Below are 19,829 nucleotides of genomic sequence, written 5' to 3'. Positions count from 1 at the left end.
CAGGTTTCGGCAGGTAAAGCCGAGCTAGCATGGCCGGCGCATATTTGGGAGTCCGCGATGTCCTTTCCCCGCTTGCTCGAGCCCCTGGATCTGGGATTCACCACCCTGAAGAACCGGGTGCTGATGGGCAGCATGCACACCGGCCTGGAAGACGGCCGCAAGCATTTCGAGCGCATGGCGGTGTTCTTCGCCGAACGCGCCCGGGGCGATGTGGGGCTGATCGTCACCGGCGGCTTCGCGCCGAATATCGAGGGCTGGGCCAAGCCCTTTGCCGGCACGCTGGCCACCTCCGGGGCGGCCCGGCGGCACAAGATCATCACCGACGCGGTGCATGCCGAGGGCGGCAAGATCGCCCTGCAGATCCTGCACACCGGCCGCTACGGCTACCACCCCTTCTGCGTCGCGCCCTCGCGCATCCAGTCGCCGATCTCGCCGTTCACGCCCCGGGAACTGTCCGAGCGCGGCATCGAGCGCCAGATCCGGGCCTTCATCCGCTGTGCCAGGCTGGCCCGTGAGGCCGGCTATGACGGCGTGGAGGTGATGGGCTCCGAGGGCTATTTCATCAACCAGTTCCTGGTGAACCACACCAACCAGCGTACCGATGGCTGGGGCGGCTCCTACGAGAACCGGATGCGCCTGCCGCTGGAAATCCTCGCGCGCATGCGTGAGGCGGTGGGGCCGGATTTCATCATCATCTACCGCCTCTCCATGCTGGACCTGCTGCCCGACGGCAGCAGCTGGGACGAGGTTGTCGAGCTGGCGCGCCGCGTGGCCAAGGGCGGCGCCACCCTCATCAATACCGGCATCGGCTGGCACGAAGCCCGGGTGCCCACGATTGCCACCTCGGTGCCGCGCGCCGGCTTTGCCTGGGTGACGCAGAAACTGCGCACGCAATTGCGGGCCGAGGGCATCAACATCCCGCTGATCACCAGCAATCGCATCAACATGCCCGAGGTCGCCGAGAACGTGCTGGCCGAGGGCGCGGCCGACATGGTCAGCATGGCTCGGCCTTTCCTGGCCGACCCCGACTTCGTGCGCAAGGCGCGCGAGAACCGGGTCGACGAGATCAACACCTGCATCGCCTGCAACCAGGCCTGCCTGGACCACACCTTTGCGCAAAAGATCTCGACCTGCCTGGTGAACCCTCGGGCGGCCTATGAGCGCGAGCTCGCCATCGTGCCGATTGCCGCCACGCGCACGCCGCGCAAGAAGATCGCCGTGGTCGGCGCCGGGCCGGCCGGGCTGGCCGCGTCCACGTTGCTGGCCGAGCGTGGCCATGAGGTACATCTGTTCGACTCGGCGGCCGAGATCGGCGGCCAGTTCAACCTGGCCCGGCGCATTCCCGGCAAGGAAGAGTTCAGCGAGACGCTGCGCTACTTCCGCCGCCGCATCGAGGTGACCGGCGTGCAGCTGCAGCTCAATCGCCGTGTCGGTGTGGAAGACCTGAAGGGCTTCGACGAGGTGCTGCTGGCCACCGGCGTGAGCCCGCGCAACCCGCGCATCCCGGGCCAGGACGATCACCCGGACCTGGTGCTCAGCTATATCGACGTGCTGCTCAAGCGCAAGCCGGTGGGCCGCCGCGTGGCCATCGTCGGCGCCGGCGGCATCGGCTTCGACGTGGCCGAGTTCCTGGTCGATGAAGGCCATTCACTGGCGCTGGATGCACAGGCCTGGCGGCGCGAATGGGGCGTGGCGGACCCGGCCGAAGTGCGCGGCGGCGTGGTGCGCCCGGCGCCGTCAGACCCGGCGCGGCAGATCACGCTGCTGCAGCGCAAGAGCGGCAAGCTCGGCGCCGGCCTGGGCAAGACGACCGGGTGGATCCATCGGGCCGCACTGAAGATGAAGCGGGTCGAGATGGTGGGCGGCGTCAACTACGAGCGCATCACGGCCGAAGGCCTGTGGGTCAGCCAGGGCGAGCAGCGCCGGGACCTGGAGCTGATCCCGGCCGACAGCATCGTGCTGTGCGCCGGCCAGGAGCCGCTGCGCGAGCTGGAAGAGCCGCTGCGCGCGGCGGGCCTGCGGGTGCACCTGATCGGCGGCGCGCTGGAGGCCGGCGAGCTCGACGCCAAGCGCGCCATCCTGCAGGGCAGCAAGCTGGCGCTGGCCCTTTGAACCTGCGGCACAAAGCCGGGCGCTGATCGCCCATGGGCTGGCGCTGGCCAGCCCTGCCGCACGCTTACCGGCAAACCGTGAGGTATTGCTGACCCTGGTTGTTGCACCTCATGGGAAAACCCGTGGGCGCTGGAGAGCCGTGCCGCCACACTCCGGCCAAGTCGTAGAAAACAACGAGGGACGCCCCGCCGTACCAGGGCGCTGACCACCAACCGCCGGGTCACTACCAGGACCCTGGTGCCGATATAGGTCGCCAAACCGATGAACTTGACCAAGAGTCACCCGGGCCGCTGGGCCCTGCTGAGCTGGCTGGCATGGATGCCCGCCTGCGTGCAGGCGCATGCCAACAAGGCCGCCGGGCCGTTCGCGCTGCTGGGTCGCCCGGAAACCTGGCTTGTGGTGTTCGGCCTGCTGGGCCTGCTGGGCATGGTGCTGGGCCTGGGCCTGGTGCGCTGGCAGCGTGTGCGCCTGAAGGCGCGCCGCGACGCGCTGCGCCGGGTGCGCAGCGAGCGCACCCGCCTGGCCGCCCTGCTCAATGCAATCCCCGATCCGGTCTTCTTCAAGGATGCCGCCGACGCCTATGACGGCAACAACCCCGCGTTTGCCAGCCTCACCGGCCTGAGCCATGCCCAGCTGCACGGTCGCCGTGATGAGGAGCTGCCGCTGCAGCCGGGTTGGACCCGCGCGATGAGCGGCAGCCGCGAGAGCGTGCAGCGCTCGCTGAGCTGGGTCGAGCGTCCGGACGGCAGCCGCGCCTGCCTGGACGTGCTGCAGGCGCCGGTGTTCGACGACCATGAATACCTGGGCCTGGTCGGCGTGGCCCGCGACGTGACCGTGCAGCAGGAGGCGATGGAAAGCGCCCGCCGTGCCGCCACCGTCTTCGAGCATTGCGGCGAGGGCATCCTCGTCATGGATGCCGAGTTGAACGTGATCGACCTGAACCCGGCGGCCTGCCGCATCAGCGGTCGTGCCCGTGAGCAACTGCTGGGCCGCGCGCCCGAGATGCTGCGCGCCATCGCGCTGGATGCCGATCTGCAGGACGAGCTCTGGACCAAGGTCGACACCGAAGGCAAGTGGAGCGGCGAGCTGCTGGACCGCCGCGACGACGGCATCACCGTGCCGCTGTGGGCCACGCTGGTGAAGGTGCCCGCCAGCGAGACCAACGCCCAGCAGTACCTGATGGTGCTGACCGACATTTCGCGCATCAAGGCCACCGAGGCCGAGCTGCTGCACCAATCCCTGCATGACCGGCTGACCGGCCTGCCCAACCTCGCGCTGCTGCGCGACCGCATCGAGCGCCAGGTCCATATCGCCCAGCGCGACCACACCAGCGTGGCGGTGCTCTATATCGACCTGGACGGCTTCCGCGAGGTCAACGACATTTCCGGCCACCGCGCCGGCGACGCCGTGCTGCGCGAGACGGCCGAGCGCTTCGTCAACGTGGTGCGGGCCAGCGATTCGGTGGCGCGCGTCGGTGCCGACGAATTCGTCATCGTCCTCTCTGGCCTGGTGGATGAAGAAACCGCGATGCGCCTGGGCGACCGCCTGATCCAGTCCATGGGCGAGCCGATCACGGTCGGCAACCAGAACTTCAACCTGGGCGCCAGCATCGGCCTGGCCCTGTTCCCGACCGACGGTGAAACGGTCGACTCGCTGCTGCGCAATGCCGAGGCCGCCATGTGCCGCGCCAAGGCCAATGCCCGCAACACGGTGCAGGCCTACCGGCCCGAGCTGACCCGCGTCGTCCAGCAACGCTTCGAACTGACGCATGCGCTGCGCCAGGCCAACGAGGCCGCGCAGTTCCGCCTCGAATACCAGCCGCAGGTGCGCCTCTCCGATGGCGCGCTGATCGGTGCGGAAGCGCTGCTGCGCTGGCGCCACCCGACCCGCGGCCCGATCTCGCCGGCCGAGTTCATTCCGCTGGCCGAAGACACCGGCTTGATCATCCCGATCGGCCGCTGGGTGCTCGAGCAGGCTTGCGCACAGGCCGCTCGCTGGCAAGGCCAGCCCGGCAAGCCGCAGCAGGTGGCGGTGAACGTCTCGGCGCGCCAGATGCGCCAGAGCGACTTTGCCGACACGGTGGAGCAGATCCTGCTGGACACCGGCTGCCCACCCCAGGCCCTGGAGCTGGAAGTGACCGAAAGCCTGCTGCTGGAAGACGCGGAAGGCGCCATCGAACTGATGACCCGCCTCACCCAGCGCGGCGTGCGCGTGGCCATCGACGACTTCGGCACCGGCTACTCCTCGCTCAGCTACCTCAAGCGCATGCCGATCCAGACCTTGAAGATCGACCGCAGCTTCGTTTCCGAGCTGAGCAGCGATGCCAACGTGGCGGCCATTGCGCGCACCGTCATCGTGCTGGCGCGCAGCCTGGGCCTGGACGTGCTGGCCGAGGGCGTGGAAACCGCCGAGCAGGCCGAATGGCTGCGCCGCGAAGGTTGCGACTGGGCCCAGGGATGGTTCTACGGCCGCCCGGCGCCGGCGGAAGACTTCATGGCACCGGCCGTCGAGCTGCCGCGCAGCGAAACAAGGCGCCGCCTGCAGCTGGCCTGAACTGCTGGCTTGAAGTCCGGGGCGCGGCCACAATCGCGCCATGGACCCGACCCGACTGCTGCAGCGCATTGCCAACGGCCGCACCGACCTGATCCTGGACCGGCTGGCCGATGGCGGCTCGGCCGATGCCCGGATCGATGGCGCGAGCCTGCTGCAATGGTGTGCCTACTACGGCGATGTGAGCGCGCTGCGAATCCTGATGGACCGCGGCCAGGCCCTCTCGGAACTGGGCGATGACCTCGGTCTCAATGGCGCGGCCTTTCATGGCCATTGGCGCCTGGTCCAGTTCCTCCTGGAGCAAGGCGCGCCGGTTCAGCACGCATTGCCAGATACCGGCGAGACCGCCTTGCATGCTGCGCTCTGCCATGACGAACGCATCGGCCGCGACCGGGTCCTGCAAGTCCTTCTCGAAGCAGGCGCCGATGTGCGCGCCGTGACGATGCCCGGCCAGCCGACCGGTGGCTTCATGCGCGACGCGCGGACTCGCGGCGAGACAGCGCTGCACCGCGCTGCCCTGGTCGGCACCCCGGAAACGCTGCAATTGCTGCTGGATGCCGGCGCCAATGTCGAGGCCCGCGATGCCCACGGCGACACGCCTCTGGCCTGGGCCAGCTGGGCTCGCCGCCCGCCTGCCGTCTTGCACCTGCTCTGTTACAGCGAGCATCGCGTGCGGCCTGACTACCCGGGCATGGCCGTCCACCTGTCCGGGCAACCCTTGACGCGCTGATGGCTATCGAGATCGAACGCAAATTCCTGGTCGCCGGCGAGGGCTGGCGGCAAACGGACGCCCGGCGCTACAGCCAGGGCTATCTCTCCCGCGACCCTGCCCGCACGGTGCGCGTGCGCTGCGTCGGCCAGCAGGCCTGGCTGACGATCAAGGGGCGCTCGGTGGGCGCGAGCCGGGCCGAGTTCGAGTACGAGATTGCGTTCGCCGATGGCGAGCAATTGCTCAAGCTCTGCGAAGGCCCGCTGGTGGACAAGTTCCGCCACCTGGTGCGCCATGCCGGCATGCTGTGGGAGGTCGATGAGTTCCTCGGCGACAACGCCGGCCTCGTCGTGGCCGAGATCGAGCTGAGCGATGAGGCGCAGGCCTTCGAGCGGCCCCCCTGGCTGGGCGAGGAAGTGACGCACGACGCGCGCTATTTCAATTCCAATCTGGCCGCCCATCCTTTCAAGCATTGGTAGGCATTGGTAGGCACTGGTAGTCCACCGCCTTGCTGGCGGCCGCGCGGCTTGGCATGCTGGGCCCATGGATGAACGCCCGCCCTTCCTGCCACGCGACCCGGATGCGCATCCGCCGGCCCTGGCGCCGGGCTATCGGTCCAGCATTTTGCGTTCGCCCCAGCAGGCGCTGGTCCCGTTGAACTGCCAGCTGGCTGCCCCGCGCTTTCGCCGCGAAGACCTGGGGGCGCTGGACCACGACCTGATACTCAACAGCGCGCAGGCCGGCCCGGCCATTGGCGAGCGGCTGCTGGTCCACGGCCATGTGCGCGATGAACTGGGCCGGCCGGTGCCCAACGCCTTGATCGAGGTCTGGCAGGCCAATGCCGGCGGCCGCTACCGCCATCCGCGCGACCAGTACAAGGCGCCGCTGGACCCGAACTTCAGCGGCTGCGGCCGCCTGATGACGGACGCCCAGGGCTACTACTTCTTCCGCACCATCCGCCCCGGCGCCTATCCCTGGCCCAACCACCGTGCCGAATGGCGGCCGGCCCACATCCATTTCGCCCTGAATGGCGAGGGTTGGGCGCAGCGCCTGGTGACGCAGATGTATTTCGAGGGCGACCCGCTGATCGCGCGCTGCCCGATCGTCCACAGCATTGCGGACGAGGAGCAGATCCGCGGCCTGATCGCCCATGCCGACTTCGGTGCCGACGAGGCCATGGACAGCCGCGCCTACCGCTGGGACATCACCCTGCGCGGCCGACGTGCCACCTTGTTCGAAGCGCCGGGAGCGCATGCATGACGCGCCGCGAAACCGCCTCCCAGACCGCCGGCCCCTTCGTCCACATCGGCCTGCTGCCCGAGGCGGCCGGCCTGGCCAGCCCATTCGGACGCGCGACAGCCGGGCCCCGGCTCTGGACCGACGACACGCCGGGTGAGCGCATCGTCATCGAAGGTCAGGTGCTCGACGGCGAGGGCGCACCCCTGACCGATGTGCTGGTGGAAATCTGGCAGACCGATCTGGCCTTCAGCGCCTGGGGCCGCAGTGCGGCGGCGACTGACACGGGGCTGTTCCGCTTCGAGACGATCAAGCCGCAGGTGGCCTTCATCAGCGTTTTCATCCTGGCGCGCGGCATCAACCTGGGCCTGCACACCCGCCTCTACTTCGAGGATGAGGTGGCGGCCAATGCCGCCGACCCGGTCTTGAATCGCATCGAGCCGGCTGTCCGCCGCTCGACCCTGATCGCCCGCCTCCAGGGCCCTGGCAGCTACCGCTTCGACATCCGGCTGCAGGGCGAGGGAGAGACCGTCTTCTTCGACCTCTGAGCGAACGCCAGGCTCAGTGCGCCTTGGCCGAGGCCACGTCAAAGGCCAGCAGCCAGAGGTCGAAATCCACGCCCGCTGGCGCGTCACTCACCTCCAGCCCCCGGCTCAGCTCGAACGAGGAGTCGAACCAGCCGCAGCCGGCGCGTTCGTCCTTCGCAGCGTCCAGCGCATCAGGCTTGGCGATCACGGCCACCGGCGCGGCGATGGCGGCTGCGGGAGGCTGGCGGCGGGCGGTGAAGAACATGGCGGCTCCTGGGTGCAAGGGGTGGATGAGGACGACGGACGCATGTTCGGCGCGCCCGCTCTTTCGCCCCATCACCACTCGGAGGCCCCCCACCGGGAGGCATCCCCCCTCTCCCCACCGATGGGGGAAGGGCTTGCTGCAGGCCGTCAGATCGGCAAGGCGGTGGTGTTCTTGACCTCCTCCATCACCGCATAAGTACGGGTTTCCCGGACACCGGGCAGCGTCCAGATCACGCTGCCAATGAACTCGCGGTAATGCGCCATGTCGCCCACCCGGGTCTTCAGCAGGTAGTCAAAGCCACCGGCCACCAGATGGCATTCCAGGATCTCGGGCCGGGCCTGGACCGCGGCCTTGAAGTTGTCCATCACGTCCTGCACCGTGCGGTCCAGCAGGATCTCGATGAAGACCAGCATGGCCGCGCCGAGCTTGGCCGGGTTGAGCCGGGCCTCGTAGCCGAGGATGTAGCCGTCGCGGGTCAGGCGCTTGACCCGCTCCAGCACGGCCGTCGGCGAGAGGTGGACGCTTTCAGCGAGCTTCAGGTTGGAAATCCGCCCATCGGCCTGCAGCACGCGCAGAATGCGGGCGTCGATCTTGTCCAGCCCGCGCTGGCCGGTGTCGTCGTCTGAAGGGGTCATGCTGGATTTTCGGCTAGATCATTGGCAAGACTCGGAATTTAATTCATCAGAAGCGCTTTTAAAGTGCTGCTCTTCGCTAGCCTGCCGCCAGGAGCCCATGATGACCAGCTTCAACCTTCCGATCGAACGCGCCCGCCTGCCTTTCCCGTACCGGCCGGAGCGCCCTGTCGTCGAAGCGCTGGCAGCGCAGTTGCATGAACAGCTGGACTGGCCGGCCGTGATCCGCACCGCAGCGCCCTGGGTGGAGCAGGTGCGTGCCAACCCGGCGCCCTTCTGGGCCATGGAGTCGCTGCTGCGCGAATACCCGATCACCAGCAGCGAGGGCCTGGCCCTGATGCGACTGGCCGAAGCCCTGCTGCGCGTGCCCGATGCACCCACCGCCATCGCCCTGACGGCCGACCAGCTCGGCCGGGCGGACTTCGACGGCAACTCCGAAGGCCCGCACAAGATGCTGGCCAGCCTGTCGGCCTCGGCGATCTCCTTGTCGAAGAAATTCCTGCCCGAGGCCGAAAGCTCGGGCGGCCTCCTGACCCGCCTGGGCGCGCAGACCGTCGTGGCCGCCACCGTGCGCGCCATCCAACTGCTGGGCCGCCAGTTCGTGCTCGGCCGCAATATCCGTGAAGCGATGAGCGAGGCCGACTCGGCGCGCAAGCAGCACGGGGCGCTGGGCCGCCCCGAGCCCCGTAGCACCCCCTCGGGGGGATTGGGGGCACAAAGTCATCAATTGCGCTTCTCCTACGACATGCTGGGCGAAGGCGCCCGCACCGAGCATGACGCGGCCCGCTACCAGGCCAGCTACCTGGCCGCCATCGAGGCCATCGCCTCGGGCCGCAAGGCCGAGTCCCCGGAGGGCTCGGACGGCATCTCGATCAAGCTCAGCGCCCTGTTCTCCCGCTACGAGATCCTGCAGCGCGAGCGCGTCTATGCCGAGCTGCTGCCACGCGTCTGGCAGCTGGTCGAGCGCGCCGCCAGCGCCAACATCAACCTGACCATCGATGCCGAAGAGGTGGACCGCCTCGAGCTCTCGCTGGAGCTCCTGGACTCGCTGGCCGAGCGCATCGCTGCCAGCTTCCCGCGCTGGCGTGGCTTCGGCCTGGCGGTGCAGGCCTACCAGACCCGTTCGCTGCAGGTGGTCCACGAAGTGGCGACCATTGCCCGCAAGCATGGCTTGCGCTTCATGGTGCGCCTGGTGAAGGGCGCCTACTGGGACGGGGAGATCAAGCGTGCCCAGGAGCAGGGCCTGCCGGCCTATCCGGTGTTCACGCACAAGCAGCACACCGACGTGAGCTATCTGGCCTGCGCGCAGGCGCTGATTGCGCATGCCGACGTGATCTATCCGCAGTTCGCCAGCCACAACGCCGGCACCATCGCCGCCATCGTGCAGATGGCCCGCGCGGCGGGCGCCGAGTTCGAGATGCAGCGCCTGCACGGCATGGGCGAGGGTGTGTACCGCGAGGTCCTGAAGGACGGCACGATTCCCTGCCGCGTCTACGCACCGGTGGGCGAGCACCGCGACCTGCTGGCCTATCTGGTGCGCCGGCTGCTGGAGAACGGCGCGAACTCGTCCTTCGTCCATCAACTGGCTGATCCGCAGGTGCGCCCCGAGGAGCTGCTGGCCTCGCCGCTGGAGCTGATCCAGCAGCACACGGCCCTGCCGCTGCCGGTGGACCTCTACCGCGACCGCGTCGGCCATGGCCGCGCCAACTCCACCGGTGCAGACCTCACCTGCCTGCAGCAGCGCGAGCCGCTGATGAACGCGCTGGCCGAGTGCCAGGTCTTGCCGGTGGCCGAGGCCACGCCCGAGCAGGTCAAGGCAGCCATGGCGCTCTTGCAGGGGGGCTTCGCCGGCTGGAATGCCAAGCCTGTCGCCGAGCGCGCTGCGATCCTGCGCCGTGCCGCCGATGCGCTCGACGCCCGCCTGGCCGAGTTCTGCGCGCTGCTGGTCAAGGAGGCGCACAAGACCCAGGGCGACTGCATCGCGGAAGTGCGCGAGGCGGTCGACTTCCTGCGCTACTACGCTGACGAGGCGGAATCCCATGGAACCGCGATGCAAGGCCGCGGCGTCTTCGTCTGCATCAGCCCCTGGAACTTCCCGCTGGCGATCTTTGCCGGCCAGGTGGTGGCGGCCCTGGTGGCCGGCAACACGGTCGCGGCCAAGCCGGCCGAGCAGACGCCTTATGTGGCGCTGAAGATGGTCGAACTCCTGCATGCCGCCGGCGTGCCTGCCGATGCGCTGGCGCTGCTGCACGGCCCCGGCGAAACCGTGGGTGCCGGCCTCGTGGCGGCCGAGCAAACGGCCGGTGTCTGCTTCACCGGCTCCACCCAGGTGGCGCAAATCATCAACCGGACCCTGTCAAAGAAGGACGGTGAGATCGTCCCGCTGATCGCCGAGACCGGCGGCATCAACGCCATGGTGGTGGACTCCACCGCGCTGCCCGAGCAGGTGGTGGACGCCGTGGTGCAGAGCGCCTTCCGCTCGGCCGGCCAGCGCTGCTCGGCGCTGCGCCTGCTGTGCGTGCATGAGAGCATTGCCGACAACCTGATCGAGATGATCAAGGGCGCCGTGCAGGAGCTGTGGGTGGGCCAGCCGGCCGAGCTGGCCACCGACGTCGGCCCGGTGATCGACGACGAGGCCTTCGAGAACATCCAGCGCCATGTGGCGCGCCTGAAGAAGGAGGCTCGGCTGATCGTCGAGGCGCGCGCGCACGACGCCGTGCAGCGCCTGGTGATGCCCGTGGCCTTCGAGCTGCAGAGCATCAAGGAGCTGGGCGCCGAGATCTTCGGCCCGGTGCTGCACGTGGTGCGCTGGGGTGGCGATGTGGACGCCGTGGTGCAGGAGATCAACGCACTGGGCTACGGCCTGACGCTGGGCATCCAGACTCGCATCGACAGCCGCGCATTGCGCCTGGCGGAGGCCGCCAAGATCGGCAATGTCTACGTGAACCGCAACATCATCGGCGCGGTGGTGGGCGTGCAGCCCTTCGGCGGCGAAGGCCTGAGCGGCACCGGCCCCAAGGCCGGCGGCCCGAACTATCTGTGGCGCTTCTGCGCGCCGACGCAGGCAGCGCCTGCAGCCGCAGCCACAGCGCTGGCTGACGGAGCCGCCAGCGCCGAACTCGGCGCGCTCGCCCAGGCGCAGGCCGTCTGGGGCGATGTGGCCCTGGAAGCGCGCGCCGCCTTGCTGGGCCGCACCGCCGAAGCGCTGGGCGCCGCCGGCGAAGCTGCCGCGCTGCGCCGCCTGGCGCAAGACGCGCCGGCCGTGCTGGCGAGCCGAGAACTGCCCGGCCCCACCGGCGAAAGCAACGAGCTGCGCCTGCATGGCCGCGGCGTGATCGCGGTGCTGGCAGCCGGGGCCAGCCCGGCCGAGATCGGCGCCGCGGTGGGCGCGGCCCTGGTGGCCGGCAACAGCGTGGCCCTGCTGGGCGCCGACGATGCGGACGCCGCGCAAGGCCTGCGCAAGGCTCTGCAGCAAGCGGGCCTGCCGGGCGCGGCCCTGCAGCTCTTTGCCATCGATGCCGAGCGCGCCTTGCTGCAATCGCCCCTGCTCGCGGGTGTCTGCGTGGCCGCCGCGAACAGCGGCCAGCGCCGCGCCGTGCAGCGGGCCCTGTCCGAGCGCTCGGGCGCCATCCTGCCCCTGATCAGCGCCGGCGAAGCCGCCGACCCGCGCCAGCTCTACCGCTTTGCGGCCGAGCAGACGCTGACGATCAACACGGCAGCGGCGGGCGGCAATGCGGCGCTGCTGGCAGGCGTTCACTGAAGGCGGGCACGGGGCTGGCGGCGGGCGGCGATTAGACTTCCGCCCATCATGAGCAGCAGCCCTCAACAGACGCCCGCGTCTTCGCCCGCCCCTCGCATTGCCTTCATCGGCGGTGGCAACATGGCCAGCGCCATCATCGGAGGCCTGCTGCGCAGCGGCCATGAGGCGGCCCGGCTGGCCGTGGTCGAGCCCTATGCGCCGCAACGCGACAAGCTGCGGCAGGATTTCCCCGGCGTGGCGGTTGTGGCGCAGGCGGACAGCAGCCTTGGGGAGGCCGACCTGGTGGTCTGGGCCGTCAAGCCGCAGATGTTTGGCGAAGCGGCGGCGCCAGTGCAGGGCTCGGATACCTCGCTGCACCTGTCGGTGATGGCTGGCATCCGCAGCGAAGCCATCAGCCAGGCTACCGGCAGCGCACGCGTGGTGCGCGCCATGCCCAACACGCCGGCCCTGATCGGCCAGGGTATCGCCGGCCTGTTTGCCAGCGCAGCGGTCAGTGCGGCGGACCGGCAGCTGGTCGAAGCCGTGCTGGCCCCCACCGGCCGCAGCCTCTGGGTGGCGGCAGAAGCCGACCTGGACGCGGTGACCGCGCTGTCGGGTTCGGGCCCGGCGTATTTCTTCTACATGGTCGAAGCCATGATGGCGGCCGGCGTCGAGATGGGCTTGCCGGCCGGGCAGGCCCGCGAGCTGGCACTGGCCACTTGTGGCGGTGCCGCCGCACTGGGCATGCAGTCCCAGGAAACGCCGACGGTGCTGCGCGAGCGCGTGACCTCCAAGGGCGGCACGACGTACGCGGCCATCACCAGCATGGACACTGACGGTGTGGGTGCCGCGATCCAGCGCGCAGTGAGGGCGGCGCAGCGACGGGCCGTGGAGCTGGGTGACGAGTTCGGAGGAGCTGCGGCAAGCGGCACGGGCAAGCATTGAGTGCCCGTCCGGCCAGTCCAGACCAGGTTGGTCGAAGCTCCGCTTCTCCCTCCCTCCCTCCCTCCCTCCCGCGGACCTACTAACTAGACAATCACCATGGGCATTGCAAGCCGTGCGAGCCTGCGCGACTGGTTGCGTGCGCCGGGCTCCTTGAGCAGGCGCCTGGCCCGCCTGGGCCAACAAGGTTTCGAGGTCCAGGTCTTGAGCCAGCGCATTGCGCCCTTGCGCCAGCTGGAACGGCGTGCGCTGGGATTGCCGCGCCGCGGGCTGACGCTGGTGCGCGAAGTGATCCTGCGCGTCGATGGGCGGCCCTTGATATGGGCTCGTTCAGCCTTGCATCAAGTCGCACTGGCAGGGCCCTGGCGTGCGCTCAAGGGCTTGGGGCGTCGCCCCTTGGCCGACCTGCTGTATCACGACAAGCGCGTGCGCCGCAGTGAGCTGCAGCCGCGCAGGCTGTCTCGCTCAGGGCACACGAGAAGGCATATGCAACGGCAATGGTTGGTGGCCACCGGCACGCAAGCGTCCTCTCAAATGCTCTGGTCGCGCAACTCGGTGTTCAGCCGCTGCGGGGCGGAGCTGCGGGTGATGGAGTTGTTTGCGCCGGAGCTGGAAGGCCAGAGGCCCGGTAGTTTACGGCGACGCATGAGGCGTTGATGGCCTCTCTGGGTGCCGCCACCATCGGTCGCCCAGCCCAGCCCAGCCCAGCCCAGCCCGGCCCGGCCCGGCCCGGTTCAGCTCTGCGCTGCCCACGGAGGGCGGCGCACCGCCATTGCCAACGTCTCCCGGTCTGGACTCCGAGCTTCATCTCGGCCCCGATCTCGACCCCGATCTCGACCTCGGGGCTGAAGGTTCGTGTTCATGTCCAAGTTCATGTCCAAGTTCATGTTCATGTTCAAGCTCAGCAAATCCACCGGGCTCTTGACCGCTCCACCGCCCAGCTTCAGCACGTGCGTGTAGATCATGGTCGTGGCAACGTCTGCATGGCCGAGCAGGTCTTGCACGGTTCGAATGTCATAGCCGGCCTGCAGCAGATGAGTTGCGAACGAATGGCGCAGCGTGTGAGGGGTTGCTGGCTTGCCAATATTGGAGCGCTCAAGTGCTCGCTTGAACGCCCGTTGAAAACCCTGGTCAAACATGTGGTGCCGGCGTACGACGCCACTGCGCGGGTCAACCGAGTGCTTGTCCTGCGGAAACACCCAGAACCAGTTCCATGACGATCCGGCGCGTGGGTACTTTCTTTCGAGCGCATCGGGCATGTAGACCCCAGCCTTGCCATCGGTCTGATCGGCAAGCCAGAGCTCGCGGGCATGTTGCAGCTGAAGCTTCAGCGGCTGGACCAGGCTGGCAGGCAGCATCACCACGCGGTCCTTCCCGCCTTTGCCCTCGCGAACAATGATGGCGCCGTGGTCGAAGTCCAGGTCTTTCACCCGGAGCTGCAGGCCCTCGGTCAGCCGCAGGCCTGTTCCGTACAGCAGCTGTGCAAACAAGCGGTAGTCTTCGTCCAGCCAGCGCAGCACCTGAACGATGTCACCCGGGGTCAAGACCATTGGCAGCTTGCGTTTTGACTGTGGCCGCCCGATCTTTGCGAGCCACGGCAGCTGAAGGCCCAGCACCTTGCAATAGAGGAAGACAAGCGCCGACAAGGCCTGCTTGTGCGTGGACGGCGCGACGTGCCTGTCTGACGCGAGCCATGACAGGAACGCCTCCACTTCAGCCTGCCCGAGGTCTCTTGGATGCTTCAGGCCATGAAAGCGCACGAATGTCTTGCACCAGTGCACGTACGCCTGCTCGGTACGGGGGCTGTAGTGCAGGAACCGTATGCGCTCACGAAGCTGGTCAAGAAGCCGCTCAGACTGCAGGGGCGGTAGCCGCGCTTGAGCGCTAGCAGGGCGGGTTCTCGTTGTTGACGAATCCTGCATCCGAAGCTCCAATCCCCAGCAATTACTAACATCCAAAGGAGTAGACAGCGCCTTACACCCCATTCCGGTACCAAGCCGCTTTCCACCCCACGGATTCACTGTATATGAATACAGCATACGCAAGCCAACAGCAACATACAAGCCAGTCTCGCCAGAACACGAACCAAAGAGTTAGGGCGCACGCGCACGAGTTACGCCGCGTTGGTGTCGCCCGATAACAAGGTTGTGCATCAGGCTGCCAAGAGGCCAAGTGAGGATGGTTCGTCGTTCGCGTCAAAGCCAGTTGGCCGTTTGCGGAGGCACAAGTTTTCCTTGTGGCGCGGCCTGGCGTAGCTCGATCGCCGCCGCTGCGCCGCGTGGCGCGAGTGATCGTGGCCGTGTGGCCAAGTCGGGTGTCATTCGCTTCTCCTTGCGCGGGCTGTCCGCATGTTCAAGTACCAGCCTGTCGCCTCAGCCGTCTGCCACGTGGGTGTTGCTCCGGCTAGCATCTCGCGACCGCAGCGGCCGTGCCTTCGAAGTGGCTCTGCACAACCTGCCGGTCAAGCGGGACGTCCCACGGCGGGTGCCGGTGGTCCGCCTTGCGCTGGCCGTGCCGCCGTGGTCCGCCCCTTACCTTCACCGTTAGGGCGCTTCGATGAGCGTTGGTCGCCTGCTCAGCTTTGTATTAGCGGCGGTGATGGCTGCTGGTTGCAGTCCGTCGCCGGCTGTCGAAACCTACGAAGGCGAGTACTTCTACAACTTCGAGAACGCAGTCCTTACTCCGACAGGACGAACTGATGAGCGGTGGTGCGTACAGGGCGACTTATCGGAGGCAGAACTCCCTGCCACTCACCCTACGGGTCCGTGGGGAACAAGCTACGTGGTTGTCCGCGGTACGCTCGGGCCCCTTGGCAAGTACGGGAGCTTGGGCTCCTGCAAGCGCGTGCTTGTCGTATCGGAGCTTGTCCGTTTCACCAACATGCGTCGCGGTCCATGAAACAGCGCCCTAACCAGTCGCTCGAGCCGACTCGCGTCGGCAGGCCGCCGCTCGCGGCTCAGCTTCAACGTTAGGTTTCAAGTACAGCATGAGCTCGATGAAGGAAGTAGCAGCCATTCGGCGGGTCCCGATAGATCCAAGCGCGATTGGGGCGTTCGACGACGAACACAGCTACACCGGACTTGCAGTAGACCTACTCGTTGAAGTTGGGTCCCACGTATGCCTTGCCGCCAGCATCCTGCCACCGCCACCTCATCGCTGGAATCGACATGAGGCCGTGCTGGTTGGGCATCTAGCCCGCCTGTACAAACTCATCTCCGCGTTGCTAGATCAAACCTGCCAGCGTCGACGAGAAACAACCTTTATCTTTGCGCGCCTCTCTTTTGAGTGCATTGTGAATACGCTGTTCCTGATCAAGAACGATCTGCCTGAGGTAACCGAGTCCTATATCGAGTACTCCATGCGGCATGAAAAGCGCTTGCGCGACCGCATTCGCACCAGCATCGCCGATAGAGGTGGGAAGGTCTTGCCGATTGAAGAGCGAATGCTGCACTCCATTGACGCCGCAGCTAGGCAGTCGAATGTTGACCTTGACTTGATCAACCCGCCGAAGAATTGGGGTGGAAAGAACCTGTTTGAGAAATCTCAGGAAGTTGGATTAGAGAAAGCCTACCTTGGTGCATTCGCGGGACCTTCGCATGCAGTTCATGGCAATTGGCAGGATCTTCTTGAGTACCACCTTGATGTGGACGATGAAGGATATGCAGGTGAACTTCGATGGCATCAGCCCCGGCCACAGCTACTCACAACGATCGCGCACTTGACGGTGCATACGCTTCGCGAATACTTCGCAAAGATCGTAGGGCCGGCGGCAGATGAGATGGCTGGCAAGCTTCCGGACTTGCAAGAGCGAATAGCGGCATTCGTAAACTTGCACGAAGAATTTCTTGCAGGTGAATAAGCGTTGAAACCTAACCAGTCGCTCGAGCCGACTCGCGTCGGCAGGCCGCCGCTCGCGGCTCAGCTTCAACGTTAGGTTTCGGAAATGCACATTGCTCTTCTTCTGCCAGTCGTTCTTGCCATGAGCGCAAGCGCTTCGGCTGCCGGAACTGCTTCATGCGACAAGGCAAACCTCCATGCCAGGCTTAGAGGTGCAGAAGAAGTCGCTACACCGCCTAAGCTGAACCGAACGCAAGGCAGTTGGATTGCACGGCTTGGGTTGATTGACTCACCCCTGGCCATGGACGCGTTCAAGTACGACGCGGTTGTTGAGTCTTCTACTGGCCGAGCTTGGCTCGTGCAGTTCGGCGGCTTTGCTGGCGACGTTCGTTGGTTCGGGCCTGTGCACATCACTCCGGATGCCTTGCTTGAATGCCCGGAGGTCAAGACCGCAATACTTTTCTCTGAGCGAGCCGATGCCAAAGCAAAGGCAAGGGCGGCATCTGCGGGTGGGCAATGAGGCTCTTGCGCCAAGGGCCGAAACCTAACCTGTCGCTCGAGCCGACTCGCGTCGGCAGGCCGCCGCTCGCGGCTCAGCTTCAACGTTAGGCGCTTTGGGCGGTGAAAAGACGAAGGGTTGACTTTGGAGTTTTTGCATCGATCCTTGCTTCTCCTCAAGTCAGTTCATCGAGCCCATGAAAACCAAATACTTTCGGCCAGAGCATTGCTTTGGCATCCCTGGATCCGACAGGGCGCTAGTAGTTCGAACTTATCAGGCGGCTGGTTCCGCTCGGCGTGCAGCATTGCTGAGCTACCGGGCGGCAAATGCAGTGGCACTTTCGATATGCCCCGATGCAATCTGGGGCATGTCAGTCACGGTTGCCGTCCCAGGAGTGTGTCTGCCGCGCGAACCCGAAATCATGCAAGGGTCGCGCTGGCGGCCCGCGACCAAAGTTTGCAACCGAGCGCCTAACCAGTCGCTCGAGCCGACTCGCGTCGGCAGGCCGCCGCTCGCGGCTCAGCTTCAACGTTAGGCCGCAAAGCCGTCACGCCATGAAAGGCACAATCTACGGGAGCCACACATGACAGCGCCCAAGAACTCTTCCGCTCCGGCTAAGAGATTTCCTAAGACCACACCGGTTGAAGACGCTGCAAAGCCAGCATCCGAGCTGATTGACGCCCGAATCGGGGAACTTCAAGATTGGCGAGGCGAACTGCTGTCTCGCCTGAGGCGCGTGATTAGGAGCGCCGATGCAGGAATTACGGAGGAGTGGAAGTGGAACACTCCCGTTTGGGCCTGCCACGGCATCATTTGCACTGGCGAAAGCTACAAGAATGCTGTCAAGCTCACCTTTCCGAAAGGCGCTTCTGTCAGAGATCCTGCGAACTTGTTCAACTCGAGTCTCGATGGGAACGTGCGGCGGGCAATCGACTTCCCCGCAGGTTGTAGTCTTGACGAGGATGCATTGAAGGCACTCATTCAGGCCGCCATAGCAGTGAACAAGTCGACCGCTGCTAGCAAAGCGAAGAATGCGGCCTAACCAGTCGCTCGAGCCGACTCGCGTCGGCAAGCCGCCGCTCGCGGCTCAGCTTCAACGTTAGCCATCAAATGCAGTTCAGACCGCCGCAGTTCGACTTGGTCGCCGAATCCTTGAAGCCGGTCCTGCGTGGGCTTCCTGGGGTTCTAGTTGCAATTGATGGTCGCGACGGAGCGGGAAAGACAACGCTGGGTAGATTCCTCGCTTGGTACTTCAATGTCGCATTGGTTGAGACGGATCTCTTTCTTCGCGATGGCGAGTACCAAATTGAGGCAATCCGTTCCATTGTTGATGGGAGGCTCGCCATCCCGCGGCCTGTGCTCGTGGAAGGCATCGCATTGCGGGAGCTCCTTCATAGAATTGGCCGGGACGCAGCCTACTCAATTCACATACGCAACACATCCTTCGCGGGTAGCCTGACGCTAGCGCAGAGGTTGGATGCTTATGAGTTGAAGTACCAGCCTATGCAAAATGCAAATCACCGTCTTGAGCTTGGCCACGAATGATGGCTAACCAGTCGCTCGAGCCGACTCGCGTCGGCAAGCCGCCGCTCGCGGCTCAGCTTCAACGTTAGGACGCATGCATGTTGCGCGACCTCTCAGATCACCAGCGTGAACTAGCGGAGTACATGTCCTCGCTCTCTCAGCGTGCCTATGCTGCGGGCTGGATGGAGGGGATTGAATTTGAGCTTTGGCGCGCTGTGCTGCATGGCCCGTTCAAGTGCGGGCTGCTTCAGCTCGAGGCGAAGCATGTTGAGCGCCTGGCTGTACTCAGCAAACTATGCGAAGGTTGGATCTACTTTCACGAGGAGCACGAGGAGTCATTTGCATCGGTTCCGGAGTGGGAGGTTCTGCTGGCAAGGCAGCAAGCATTTGGGCGGCAGAATGCGTCCTAACCTGTCGCTCGAGCCGACTCACGTCGGCAAGCCGCCGCTCGCGGCTCAGCTTCAACGTTGTGCATCAGGCAGCTTGGAGAGCAAGTGAGGATGGTCCGTCGTTCGCGCCAGAGCCAGTGGGCCGTTTGCGGAGGCACAAATTCTCCTGGTGGCGCGGTTTGGCGCTCCTCGATCGCCGTCGCTGCGCCGCGTAGCGCCAGCACTCGTGGCCGTGTGGCCAAGTCGGGCGTTCATCGCTTCTCTTGGCGCGGGCGGCCCGCATGTTCAAGAACCAGCCTGTCGCCTCAGCCGTCTGCCACGTGGGTGTGGCTCCGGCTAGCATCTGGCGCTCGCAGCGGCCGATGCTTCGAAGTGGCTCTGCACAACCTGCCGGTCAAGTGGGACGTACCACGGCGGGCGCCGGTGGTCCGTCTCGCGCAGGCCGTGCCGCCGTGGGCCGCCCCTTACCTTCACCGTTAGGGCGCTTAAGACTTTGCAACGCGTTCTCTTCATCTGCAGCATGAACCGCTGGCGCAGTCCGACGGCCGAGCAGATCTTCTCCGAGCATCCCGGAATCGAGTGCACCTCTGCTGGCTTGAATCGTGGCGCTGAGAATCCGCTCACTCCCGAACTCGTGGAGTGGGCCGAGCTGATCTTCGTGATGGAGCGAAGCCACAAAGCAAAACTATCCGGTGAGTTCAAGCCGCACCTTCTCGGCAAGCGGGTGATTTGCCTGAACATCCCGGACAACTACAAGTTCATGGATCCGGCGCTAGTAAAGTTGCTCCATGCCAAAGTCAGCGGGTTTCTTCCTCATGCATAGGCAGCGCCCTAACCTGTCGCTCGAGCCGACTCGCGTCGGCAAGCC

General features: G+C 66.0%; 18 protein-coding genes. 15 read left to right on the top strand and 3 right to left on the bottom strand.

Features of this window, described 5'->3' with window-relative positions; all coding sequences use genetic code 11:
• Positions 1–57 precede the first annotated feature (57 nt).
• The 6 genes from ABT392_RS19335 (at position 58) to ABT392_RS19310 (ending at position 7,155) form a co-directional block, all read left to right on the top strand.
• Positions 58–2,112 (top strand): oxidoreductase, encoded by a 2,055-nt coding sequence (locus ABT392_RS19335; protein ID WP_395384884.1) that lies wholly within the window; start codon positions 58–60, stop codon positions 2,110–2,112.
• A gap of 261 nt (positions 2,113–2,373) precedes the next feature.
• A complete protein-coding gene (locus tag ABT392_RS19330) occupies positions 2,374–4,665 on the top strand; it encodes a putative bifunctional diguanylate cyclase/phosphodiesterase (RefSeq protein ID WP_334279754.1) in 2,292 nt (763 codons plus the stop codon).
• Positions 4,666–4,705: 40 nt separating this feature from the next.
• A complete protein-coding gene (locus ABT392_RS19325) occupies positions 4,706–5,392 on the top strand; it encodes an ankyrin repeat domain-containing protein (protein WP_395384885.1) in 687 nt (228 codons plus the stop codon).
• Entirely contained in the window at positions 5,392–5,850 is a 459-nt protein-coding gene (locus ABT392_RS19320; protein ID WP_395384886.1) for a CYTH domain-containing protein, read from the top strand. The genes ABT392_RS19325 and ABT392_RS19320 overlap by 1 nt, the downstream gene beginning before the upstream one ends.
• A 64-nt stretch (positions 5,851–5,914) precedes the next feature.
• Complete coding sequence (gene pcaH / locus ABT392_RS19315; protein WP_395384887.1) at positions 5,915–6,631, top strand: protocatechuate 3,4-dioxygenase subunit beta; 717 nt, start codon at positions 5,915–5,917, stop codon at positions 6,629–6,631.
• Positions 6,628–7,155 (top strand): dioxygenase family protein, encoded by a 528-nt coding sequence (locus ABT392_RS19310; protein ID WP_395384888.1) that lies wholly within the window; start codon positions 6,628–6,630, stop codon positions 7,153–7,155. The genes pcaH and ABT392_RS19310 overlap by 4 nt, the downstream gene beginning before the upstream one ends.
• A gap of 13 nt (positions 7,156–7,168) precedes the next feature.
• On the opposite strand, the gene ABT392_RS19305 is transcribed toward ABT392_RS19310, so the two are convergent.
• Positions 7,169–7,399, bottom strand: a complete 231-nt coding sequence (locus tag ABT392_RS19305; protein ID WP_395384889.1) for a hypothetical protein — start codon at positions 7,397–7,399, stop codon at positions 7,169–7,171.
• Between the two features lie 146 nt (positions 7,400–7,545).
• Positions 7,546–8,034 carry an Lrp/AsnC ligand binding domain-containing protein gene (locus ABT392_RS19300; protein WP_334279748.1) on the bottom strand — a complete coding sequence of 163 codons (489 nt, stop codon included), beginning with the start codon at positions 8,032–8,034 and terminating at the stop codon, positions 7,546–7,548.
• 100 nt (positions 8,035–8,134) lie between these two features.
• Between ABT392_RS19300 and ABT392_RS19295 the strand changes: the two genes are divergently transcribed.
• The 3 genes from ABT392_RS19295 to ABT392_RS19285 all read left to right on the top strand — a co-directional run bounded on the left by ABT392_RS19295 (position 8,135) and on the right by ABT392_RS19285 (position 13,369).
• Positions 8,135–11,791 carry an L-glutamate gamma-semialdehyde dehydrogenase gene (locus ABT392_RS19295; RefSeq protein ID WP_464970847.1) on the top strand — a complete coding sequence of 1,219 codons (3,657 nt, stop codon included), beginning with the start codon at positions 8,135–8,137 and terminating at the stop codon, positions 11,789–11,791.
• Between the two features lie 48 nt (positions 11,792–11,839).
• Complete coding sequence (gene proC, locus ABT392_RS19290) at positions 11,840–12,715, top strand: pyrroline-5-carboxylate reductase (protein WP_395384890.1); 876 nt, start codon at positions 11,840–11,842, stop codon at positions 12,713–12,715.
• Positions 12,716–12,811: 96 nt separating this feature from the next.
• Complete coding sequence (locus ABT392_RS19285) at positions 12,812–13,369, top strand: chorismate--pyruvate lyase family protein (RefSeq protein ID WP_395384891.1); 558 nt, start codon at positions 12,812–12,814, stop codon at positions 13,367–13,369.
• 77 nt (positions 13,370–13,446) lie between these two features.
• On the opposite strand, the gene ABT392_RS19280 is transcribed toward ABT392_RS19285, so the two are convergent.
• The gene (locus tag ABT392_RS19280; protein ID WP_464970846.1) at positions 13,447–14,634 is read right to left on the bottom strand and encodes an integron integrase; all 1,188 of its coding nucleotides are present in this window, start codon (positions 14,632–14,634) and stop codon (positions 13,447–13,449) included.
• 1,064 nt (positions 14,635–15,698) lie between these two features.
• On the opposite strand from ABT392_RS19280, the gene ABT392_RS19275 reads away from it, so the two are divergent.
• The 6 genes from ABT392_RS19275 to ABT392_RS19250 all read left to right on the top strand — a co-directional run bounded on the left by ABT392_RS19275 (position 15,699) and on the right by ABT392_RS19250 (position 19,784).
• The gene (locus ABT392_RS19275; protein WP_395384892.1) at positions 15,699–16,571 is read left to right on the top strand and encodes a DUF5677 domain-containing protein; all 873 of its coding nucleotides are present in this window, start codon (positions 15,699–15,701) and stop codon (positions 16,569–16,571) included.
• 84 nt (positions 16,572–16,655) lie between these two features.
• Positions 16,656–17,069, top strand: coding sequence for a hypothetical protein (locus ABT392_RS19270; RefSeq protein ID WP_395384893.1), 414 nt, complete (start codon positions 16,656–16,658; stop codon positions 17,067–17,069).
• 562 nt (positions 17,070–17,631) lie between these two features.
• Positions 17,632–18,090 (top strand): DUF1801 domain-containing protein, encoded by a 459-nt coding sequence (locus tag ABT392_RS19265; protein WP_334279717.1) that lies wholly within the window; start codon positions 17,632–17,634, stop codon positions 18,088–18,090.
• A 68-nt stretch (positions 18,091–18,158) separates the two neighbouring features.
• On the top strand, positions 18,159–18,593 hold the full coding sequence (locus ABT392_RS19260; protein WP_395384894.1) for a hypothetical protein: 435 nt from the start codon (positions 18,159–18,161) through the stop codon (positions 18,591–18,593).
• A 77-nt stretch (positions 18,594–18,670) separates the two neighbouring features.
• Positions 18,671–18,982, top strand: coding sequence for a hypothetical protein (locus ABT392_RS19255; RefSeq protein ID WP_395384895.1), 312 nt, complete (start codon positions 18,671–18,673; stop codon positions 18,980–18,982).
• A 499-nt stretch (positions 18,983–19,481) separates the two neighbouring features.
• Positions 19,482–19,784 (top strand): low molecular weight protein tyrosine phosphatase family protein, encoded by a 303-nt coding sequence (locus tag ABT392_RS19250; protein ID WP_395384896.1) that lies wholly within the window; start codon positions 19,482–19,484, stop codon positions 19,782–19,784.
• Positions 19,785–19,829 lie beyond the last annotated feature (45 nt).

This window comes from Paucibacter sp. JuS9 (genome assembly GCF_044043925.2).
Taxonomy (GTDB): Bacteria; Pseudomonadota; Gammaproteobacteria; order Burkholderiales; family Burkholderiaceae_C; genus JAUASW01.
The sequence above is the reverse complement of the archived record's forward strand: the minus strand, read 5'-3'. Positions and strand labels throughout refer to the sequence as shown.

What these genes read in the sequence shown, in the direction of transcription:
- ABT392_RS19255 (WP_395384895.1), top strand. Translation starts at nt 18,671, where the DNA reads ATGTTGCGCGACCTCTCAGATCACCAGCGTGAACTAGCGGAGTACATG.
- ABT392_RS19285 (WP_395384891.1), top strand. Translation starts at nt 12,812, where the DNA reads ATGGGCATTGCAAGCCGTGCGAGCCTGCGCGACTGGTTGCGTGCGCCG.
- ABT392_RS19250 (WP_395384896.1), top strand. Translation starts at nt 19,482, where the DNA reads ATGAACCGCTGGCGCAGTCCGACGGCCGAGCAGATCTTCTCCGAGCAT.
- proC (WP_395384890.1), top strand. Translation starts at nt 11,840, where the DNA reads ATGAGCAGCAGCCCTCAACAGACGCCCGCGTCTTCGCCCGCCCCTCGC.
- ABT392_RS19335 (WP_395384884.1), top strand. Translation starts at nt 58, where the DNA reads ATGTCCTTTCCCCGCTTGCTCGAGCCCCTGGATCTGGGATTCACCACC.
- ABT392_RS19310 (WP_395384888.1), top strand. Translation starts at nt 6,628, where the DNA reads ATGACGCGCCGCGAAACCGCCTCCCAGACCGCCGGCCCCTTCGTCCAC.
- ABT392_RS19320 (WP_395384886.1), top strand. Translation starts at nt 5,392, where the DNA reads ATGGCTATCGAGATCGAACGCAAATTCCTGGTCGCCGGCGAGGGCTGG.
- ABT392_RS19275 (WP_395384892.1), top strand. Translation starts at nt 15,699, where the DNA reads ATGAGCTCGATGAAGGAAGTAGCAGCCATTCGGCGGGTCCCGATAGAT.
- ABT392_RS19330 (WP_334279754.1), top strand. Translation starts at nt 2,374, where the DNA reads ATGAACTTGACCAAGAGTCACCCGGGCCGCTGGGCCCTGCTGAGCTGG.
- pcaH (WP_395384887.1), top strand. Translation starts at nt 5,915, where the DNA reads ATGGATGAACGCCCGCCCTTCCTGCCACGCGACCCGGATGCGCATCCG.
- ABT392_RS19270 (WP_395384893.1), top strand. Translation starts at nt 16,656, where the DNA reads ATGCACATTGCTCTTCTTCTGCCAGTCGTTCTTGCCATGAGCGCAAGC.
- ABT392_RS19300 (WP_334279748.1), bottom strand. Translation starts at nt 8,034, where the DNA reads ATGACCCCTTCAGACGACGACACCGGCCAGCGCGGGCTGGACAAGATC.
- ABT392_RS19280 (WP_464970846.1), bottom strand. Translation starts at nt 14,634, where the DNA reads ATGCAGGATTCGTCAACAACGAGAACCCGCCCTGCTAGCGCTCAAGCG.
- ABT392_RS19295 (WP_464970847.1), top strand. Translation starts at nt 8,135, where the DNA reads ATGACCAGCTTCAACCTTCCGATCGAACGCGCCCGCCTGCCTTTCCCG.
- ABT392_RS19305 (WP_395384889.1), bottom strand. Translation starts at nt 7,399, where the DNA reads ATGTTCTTCACCGCCCGCCGCCAGCCTCCCGCAGCCGCCATCGCCGCG.
- ABT392_RS19260 (WP_395384894.1), top strand. Translation starts at nt 18,159, where the DNA reads ATGCAGTTCAGACCGCCGCAGTTCGACTTGGTCGCCGAATCCTTGAAG.
- ABT392_RS19265 (WP_334279717.1), top strand. Translation starts at nt 17,632, where the DNA reads ATGACAGCGCCCAAGAACTCTTCCGCTCCGGCTAAGAGATTTCCTAAG.
- ABT392_RS19325 (WP_395384885.1), top strand. Translation starts at nt 4,706, where the DNA reads ATGGACCCGACCCGACTGCTGCAGCGCATTGCCAACGGCCGCACCGAC.